Source organism: Halodesulfovibrio spirochaetisodalis (genome assembly GCF_001672295.1).
GTDB lineage: Bacteria > Desulfobacterota > Desulfovibrionia > Desulfovibrionales > Desulfovibrionaceae > Halodesulfovibrio > Halodesulfovibrio spirochaetisodalis.
Map to the genome: position 1 here is coordinate 1 of NZ_JXMS01000056.1, position 885 is coordinate 885.

The window sequence follows — 885 nt, forward strand, 5'->3', positions numbered from 1 at the left end:
TAGTTGAAGTATTATCTATCGTAATAGTATCGTTACCGGCTCCTGCATATAGATTGTTGGCATCACCGGTAATAGTGTCGTCACCATCACCAGCATATACCGTATCATTACCTGTTGCAGTGATCTTGTCGTCACCTGCACCTGAATGAATAGTGTCCTGTTTATTGCTTGTTGTGATGGTGTCAGCACCATCTAGTCCGATAACGTCAAGACGAGTGGTGTAAGCTGACCCGTCAAAAGAGTCATCATTGTTTGTAAGTGTGTGCGTAAAAAGCCCATTTTCCACATAGTATGTAGAAACTTGGCTAGCATTATAGCGATTTTCAATCAGGATTTTCTCTACAGCATGCTCAGGGTTAGTTGCAGCGTCTTTGATGCGAATAGAGTCCTCAGGGGAGTTTTTAAAAGTGATCAACAGGTCATTGCCGTCGATGGCGAATTGAAGATCATTGTACGCGATATCAGAGCTGAAACGTATTGCATCCAGAGTATGATCTGCAGTGACAGCACCGCTTTCATTGTCGTAGATGACGTCGTGACCGTCGCCTTTGCTGTACTTGTAGGTATCAGCATTAGCTCCGGCATGAATTATGTCATCCCCTTTGCCGGCATCAATGGTATTTGTACCATCACCAGCCCAAATGGTATCGTTATCGTCACCTGCGTCTATAGTATCATTTCCAGAGCCAGAATGAATTTCATCTTCCCCAGTTCCACCCCATATGGCGTTGTTACCTGCACCAGCCCAAATGGTATCGTTGTCTGCGCCGCCGTATATTGCATCATTTGCAGACCCTGTTCTTATAGTGTCATTACCATTACCACCTTGAACATGCTGATAGGCGCTTCCTGTGGTGGTAATAGTATCGTCCCCGTCTTCTCCGT

General features: G+C 45.2%; 1 protein-coding gene. It reads right to left on the bottom strand.

The genetic code is table 11. The annotated features are described in order from the left end of the window. The coding region (locus SP90_RS16375) for a calcium-binding protein (protein WP_269449377.1) at positions 1–885 on the bottom strand (885 nt) is incomplete at both ends.